This is a genomic window from Bartonella sp. AD328YNZD, assembly GCF_042196425.1.
Genome location: NZ_JBHIQG010000102.1, coordinates 1 through 7,379, shown reverse-complemented (window position 1 = coordinate 7,379; position 7,379 = coordinate 1). Strand labels below are relative to the sequence as shown.

Annotated in this window: 3 protein-coding genes; 2 read left to right on the top strand and 1 reads right to left on the bottom strand. The window is 36.8% G+C overall.

What is annotated here, in order from left to right:
• A partial coding sequence (locus ACFIO3_RS06240; RefSeq protein ID WP_375704205.1) for a magnesium chelatase domain-containing protein occupies nucleotides 1-155 on the bottom strand: 155 nt, incomplete at its 3' end.
• A gap of 418 nt (nucleotides 156-573) precedes the next feature.
• Here ACFIO3_RS06240 and ACFIO3_RS06235 point away from each other — a divergent pair.
• Nucleotides 574-2,538, top strand: a complete 1,965-nt coding sequence (locus tag ACFIO3_RS06235; RefSeq protein WP_375607985.1) for an autotransporter assembly complex family protein — start codon at nucleotides 574-576, stop codon at nucleotides 2,536-2,538.
• Nucleotides 2,538-7,190 carry a translocation/assembly module TamB domain-containing protein gene (locus ACFIO3_RS06230; RefSeq protein WP_375607930.1) on the top strand — a complete coding sequence of 1,551 codons (4,653 nt, stop codon included), beginning with the start codon at nucleotides 2,538-2,540 and terminating at the stop codon, nucleotides 7,188-7,190. The genes ACFIO3_RS06235 and ACFIO3_RS06230 overlap by 1 nt, the downstream gene beginning before the upstream one ends.
• The last annotated feature ends 189 nt before the right edge of the window (nucleotides 7,191-7,379 follow it).

Here is a 7,379-nt window from a genome sequence, read left to right as displayed (position 1 = left end):
AGGGCTGCTTGTACACGTTCACGGCTTTCTGCAACTGCCTTATCAGCTAATCCAACAATAGCCATTCCTATTTTACCGGATGAAATCATAACCTGTACATCGACAGGAACGGCTTCTAGACCGCGAAAAGCAACAGTTGTAATATGTGCGATCATTGTAGTTGTTTCCCCCCTTGAGATTTGGGAAAGACAATCATATCTATACATAAAAATCAAGAAGCATTTCTATGGTTTTTTATAGAGAAATCTATATACAATACGCAGAGTTTTGTAGCGTTTTCATGGTAAGTTATTTGTACAAATTTAACCATGATAATATGTTGTGCAATAAAACAGTTATAAACATTTATAATAAGCTAAATAAATATGTTAGGAAAAAGGAATGAGGCTGTTCGTGTTACGCAACAGTGCAAAATTTTGTGAAGATATAAGGGGTGGGTTACGTTATGTATCGCAGATCGTTCTTTGATGTGATAAAACGTGTAAAATATGCAAAGTAATTATATTTACCTTTCTTATTTGTATATTATTTAAAGCGTAGTAGATGCAAAGTGTATTAAAGGTATCTGATTTTATGGTATACCAGACAAGAATTTTATTAAAATCAGGAACTGTGCGCTGTGTATTTATGGGCTTGTGTTTTGCTTTTGCTTTTCCACAGCCACTTGCGGCGTTTGATTTTTTGGGTCTCTCTCTTTTTGGTCAAAAGAAAACAAATTCTCCTTCAAATAATGTCAAAAGTACAGAGCGATTTTATAAAGTTGATGTTGTTGCTCCGCCAGGGGCACCATTAGAAGGTGTAAAAATAGTTAAATCTGTCTCTTCTCTTGTTGCTGATAAAGAAAAATCATCTGCTAGTTCTTCTGGTTTGTTAGCCAAAGCGCGTTCAGATTATCGGGTAATTCTTTCCGCTCTTTATGCTGATGGACGCTACGGTGGTGTTATTAGTATTAAAATTAATGGTTTAGAAGTTGCTGATTTAAGTCCGGTAACTCAACTTCCAGTACAATCTAATATTGTTATTACGATTAATGCTGGTCCACAATATGTTTTTAGTATTGCAAATATTGATAAAGTTGCTCTGTTTGCAAAACATCAAAAGCATAAAATACCCACAATTGAAGAATTGGACTATAAAGTTGGAGCTATTGCCAAATCTGAAACTATTTTGAAAGCAGAAAAATGGGCGGTAGAAGGATGGCGCCAACAAGGTTATCCTAAAGCTAAAGTTATAAAGAGGGAGATTGTGGCTGACCATGCTGCATTGCGTGTAGAAGGACGGATTATTGTTGATCCTGGACAAAAGGCTTATTATGGTCCTTTAAGTGTGCGCAATATAAGTAATAAACCACGTGTAGATTCAGCTTATATCGCATGGATGACAGGATTGAAACCAGGACAGCAATACGATTCTGATGCATTAACCAAGGCTAGTGAGCGTCTTGCGCGCCTTGGTATTTTTCGTGCTATTAATATACATGAGGCTGATACAATTAATCCTGATGGACGTTTACCACTTACGCTTGTTGTACAAGAACGCAAACCGCGTCGTTTTGGTATAGGTGGCGGCTACTCAACATTAGATGGTGCTGGTTTTGAAGCTTATTGGATGCATAACAATCTTTTTGGTCATGCAGAAGTCCTTAAAGTTGAGACGAAAATAAGTGGTGTTGGTAGCGATAAAAAGCAATCATATAATTTTAAAAATTTTGATTATCTTTTGGGTGGCACATTTATAAAGCCTGGTGTATTTACTCCTAATACGGACTTCAGATCAGAATTAAAAATACAGCAAGATATTCTAGAAAATTATACGACAAAAGCGATAAAAGGGAAATTAGGTATTACGCATATTTTCAATGGTAATCTATCGGGACAGGCTGCTTTAGAAGTTTCGAATAGTTATTCACGTGATATCTATTTTGGGAACCGTAATTTTACAACAATTGGATTTCCTAGTGGTTTGATTTACGATAGTCGTAATAATAAGCTCAATGCGACAAAAGGTTTGTATGGTGAAGTTCTGATTGAGCCTTTTTATGAAATGCGTTTTAGCAATTTTGTGACAAAAATAACGGCAGAATGTCGTTCTTATTGGGCGTTAGATGAAGGGGATCGTTTTGTTTTTGCTGCGCGGGCAAAGCTTGGGACCATTTTGGGGAATGAGACAGCACAGGTTCCTGCGGATACGCTTTTTTTTGCTGGTGGTGGGGGCTCTATTCGTGGTTATGCTTACCGTAATATTGGTATCAAAACAGAAAATGATGCTATTGTTGGTGGAAGGTCACTTATTGAGGGATCGGCAGAATTGCGTGTTTCTTTAAATGATAAGATAGGATTTGTCAGTTTTCTTGATGGAGGTATCGCAGGGAAAAAGGCGAATTTTGATTTTTCTCAAAAAATTAAATGGGGAGCTGGTATAGGAGGTCGTTATATGACGGGTCTTGGTCCTTTACGCGTTGATTTAGCCTTTCCTTTAAAGAGAGAGCAGGGCGATCCTCGCATTGGTTTTTATGTGGGTATAGGACAAGCATTTTAATGAAAAAAGGTGTACGTTTATCAGTTTTCTTCTTTGGATTTTTGTGTTTTGTGGTGGGGAGTTTTGTTTTTACGCAAAGGGGAGGAAATCTTTTCTCTAACGAGATGAAAACAGATAATCGCTCATGGTTTGTTTCTTTAATTGAACGCAAGCTTTCAGCGCCTAATCGTCAAGTTCGTTTACACAATATGCAAGGGGCACTGTCTTCTCAAACGTCCATTGATGCTATTACTATCAGTGATAAAAAAGGAGTTTGGCTTAAAATTACCAATGCTAAAATGGATTGGAATCGTCTAGCATTGCTGAGAGGGCGGATGGATATTAATCAACTTTCGGCAGAACAAGTTACGTTTTTACGCAAACCGCAAGGCAATTCTTCTCTTGTTTCTTCCCTTGAGATGGGTAAGTTTTCTTTCCCAAAATTGCCACTTGCTCTTTCTATCAATGCGCTTACAGCTCAACATATAACGTTTGAACAGAATCTTTTTGGTTTTTCTGCTGATATGTCTTTAGAAGGCAATGTCACTTTAGATAGTGGTGATTTTAATGTTGATATAGAGACACATCGTTTAGATGCACCTGGCTCTTTTTCTATTCTAACGAAGATATCTGATAGCAATCGTACAGCCAAAATTGATATTTCTGCTAATGAGCCACAAAATGGCATTTTAACGAATGTTTTCAACATTGAAAAACACCCAGCATTAAATCTCGCCATTAAAGGTGAAGGTACTTTTGATGATTTGGTTGTTAGACTTTCGTTGGAAGCTGATCATTCTTCTGTTTTAGAAGGCAATATTATTTTTGCAAATATTGCAGAAGGACATAGTTTGTCTACGAAACTAGTGGGCAAACTGAACCCTTTAATGCCTTCTCAATATCGTGACATCTTTGAGTCTGATGTAACGTTGAAAGCACAAGCAAGAAGGACAAGAGAAGGTGTGATGCATCTTGATCAGATGGTTATTCAGAGCAAAGAAATGAATGTTTTATCCAATGCTGAAATAACAGCTGATGGATTTTTGCGGCGGCTTTTTGTTGATGGAAAAATGGCTCTTGAGAAAGAAAAAGGATTTGTTCATTTATCAGTATCAGAGGCACATAAGCATGCAAAGAATATTTCTTTGAACATTGACTATGGTCGTGAAGGGCAACAATCTTGGAATGGGCAGCTCGTTGTACGTCATTTAAGCAATAAAAATATTTATATTCATGATGCGATTTTTGATATGGGGGGAGTGAGTGAAAATCTTGATGATGCAGCTTCTCGTCATGTTGGTATTCAGATTAATGGTAAGCTTCAAGGGATTAAAAAGATTAAGGGGTCATTAGTAGAAAATTTAAGCCAAGTGGTTCATGTGCATCTAGATACGGATATTGTTTCTAGAAAACCAATTTTGATTCATGATTTTAGTATAACGTCTCAGGGTTTTTCTTCTTGGTTAAAAGGGACAATGGAGCATTTTATTTTTAAAGGCGATCTTGGTTTAAAAGCTCAAACATTAGCTCCTTTGGAAGTATTCAGTAAACAATCGCTCTCTGGTAGTGCAGATATTAAAGCCAAAGGAACTATCGGTTTATTGAGTGGCATTTTTGATCTCAAATTATCAGGAATGGCTAACAATATGCAAATAGGTGTGCAGCCTTTTGATCGTTTATTCAAAAATAATATCACTCTTTCAGGTGGAGCTGCTCGAAATACGAAGGGTTTCATTTTGCGTCATTTAAATTTGAAAAATCAATATGCAAACATAAAGGCTGATGGTTATTTTTCAGATGAAAGTGCTAAAATGGACTTATCTGCTCAAGTATTTGATCTAGCTCAATTAGATCCGAAGATAAGTGGTGCACTTACAATTCAAGGTACGGTGAGGGGGCGCAATAGCCATATAAAACTCAATACACGTGCTCATGTGGCTGAAGCACTCTTTGTGGGGAAGAAACTTCAAAACACAACGTTTAACATAGAGGCACTTATGGATAATACAGCACCGATTACCTCTTTAACAGGAGTTGTAAAAGGTGAAGGAACTTTTGCTAAAAAGCCGTTGTATTTATCTGCTTCTTTTCAAAATTCTCAGAAGATGAGAAAACTTAGAGATATCGATATTAGAGGGGGAAATGCAAAAATAACCGGTGATCTTTCTCAACAACTTGGAGGTTTTGTGAAAGGAGCGTTGCATATTGATGCCGATGATATTTCAGTGCTTTCAGCGTTATTTTTGCAGGATGGTAGTGGAAAAGTAAAAGGAGATTTTATTTTTGATGAACGAAATGGCAGACAAACAATCAATGTGAAAGCGTCTGTTAACCATTTGAGTTTTGCCAAGAATAAAATAAAAAAATTGGCAATAGATGCTGACATATTCGATCCTTTTAGCATGACTCAGTTTGAAGGAGTTATCAATGCAGAACATATTCAAACACCGTTGATAATGGTCAATCGTTTAAATGTTCACGCCGATAGAAATAATGGACAAACGGTTTTTACTGTCCAAGCGATGTTGCATGATACTCTCAATGCACAACTTTCTGGTCGTTTAATGGTTGAGGAACTTCCAGACAATATAAAACGAAAAGTGCAAATTGAAAATGTGGATTTAAAACAACATACTTTTCATGCAACATTGCCGAAGCCATCCATAATTGCTTTTGATAAAGATGGAATGACAATCAATGAATTAGGAATTGCAATAAATGGAGGCAATATCATCCTTGCAGGGAATATTCAAGATACCCTGAATTTACAACTTACAATGAATGCGCTTCCTGCTACTTTAGTCAATCTGTGGAAATCCGATCTTGGAGCAGCAGGGAGTGTAACAGGGCAGGTTATGATTCGTGGTCATTTAAAAAAACCTGATATAACTTACGATATAAAAGGTGAAGGACTGACAACCGTTGCTTTTCAAGATAAAAAAATTATGCCTTTTTCTCTCTCTGCTACGGGAAAAACCATAGATCAAAACCTTACTTTGAATGCAAATTTAATAGGAGAAGGAGTGCAAGCACAGGCACAAGGACGTGTATCTTTAGATCAAGCCAAGCTTGATCTTCATATTAATTTACAAAATGTATCTGCGCGCTTGGCGAATAGTTTTATTACAGGACAAGCGTTTGATGGGGCGGTGATAGGCAAGGTTGATATTGGTGGAACAATAAAGGATCCATATGCTCATTTCGAGTTTTCTGGTAAAAGTTTAACCACTATGACGCCTAAAGGACCGATGTCGGTCAATATAAATGCTCATGGTTCTTACAAAAAATTGACATTGCATATCGAGAATATGGTAGCTACTGGAGATAAAGGGTTAGATCTCTCCATCAATGGTCCTGTTTCCGTCAATGGTTTAGAGGCAAAACTAAACATTAAAGGGATAATGCCTCTTGATTTTGTTAATCTCTTATTAGCCAAGCGTGGTGCATATATAATGGGTACAGCAAGAATTGATACAGCTCTTAATGGTGCGTTATCAAAGCCACAATTGATAGGAAATATTTCTATAGACGACGGGAGCTTTTTTGATTCACAAACCAATGTAGGATTGAATAATGTAACACTTGAAGGCAAATTAAAAGGCGATCATATTCTTATAGAGAAAGCTTCAGCTTCTTCGTTTGATGGGGGGGGGATTTCTGCTTCAGGTCGTATCTCTAATGATCTAGAGGCAGATTTGATCTTTCATCTTGATAATGCCAACTATAATGATGGTTCTATGATTCTTGCAACATTGTCAGGTAAGATGACAATGACGGGCCATTTTTTAAGTGATCTTGTTATTGGTGGTGATATTATCGTTGAAAAAGCTGAAATTCTGGTTCCTGATCATTTTAAAAGTGCTAAGTTTCTTGATGTCAGAAATAAGAATTTAACCAAATCGATTCAAACAACACTTGAGCGTGCTGATGTTAAGAACACGACCAAAAGCCGTATTGTCACGCAAGAATCTTCATCTGTTGTGATATCAAATATGCGCGTTACAGCACGCAATCAATTTTTTGTACGCGGAAAAGGGTTAGATGCTGAACTGGGAGGAGGCATTAATCTCGCGGGTCCATTGAATGATGTACATCCAGTTGGTGAATTTAGAATGATTCGTGGACGTTTTGATATTCTTTCGCAACGTCTTAATTTTGATCAAGGACAAGCGAGTTTTAGCGGTAATCTTAATCCTACGGTTTATTTTGTAACCAACAATACCAGTGGTGATATTCGTGTCACTGTAACTGTAAGTGGGACAATTGATAATCTTGATATTAATTTTTCTTCACAACCGAATTTGCCACAGGATGAGATTTTAGCACGTTTGATTTTTAATCGCTCTCTCAATGAACTATCACCATTTCAGATTGCTCAACTTGCGGCAGCAGCAGCTGATCTTGCGGGTGCTTCTAATACATCTTTATTGAATACTTTACGAACTAAAATTGGGCTTGATGATCTTGATGTTATGGTTAATGAAAAGGGTAAGACAGGTTTACGTATTGGACGCTACATACACAATAATATTTATTTAGGCTTTGAAGCAGGTTCTGATGGAACGACGAAAGGGACAATTAATTTGGATATTTCGCGTCATCTCAAAGCTAAAGGAGCCATAGGAAGTGAACAAAATTCTAGTATTGGTCTCTTTTATGAAAAAGATTATTAAAGATTAAATTTTCAAAAAACCAATTTCTTCGTTTTTTGTCTCTCATTTTTAAGTCTGAGGAAGGAAGCATAGGTTAGGAATCCTCTCAAAGAAGAGGATTTTTGTTGAGGCGTGAAGAGAACTATCTGAAATATTCGATTTATTCTCTAAAGGGACAAAATCTTCACGAAAGATAGTATGTTATTTTGC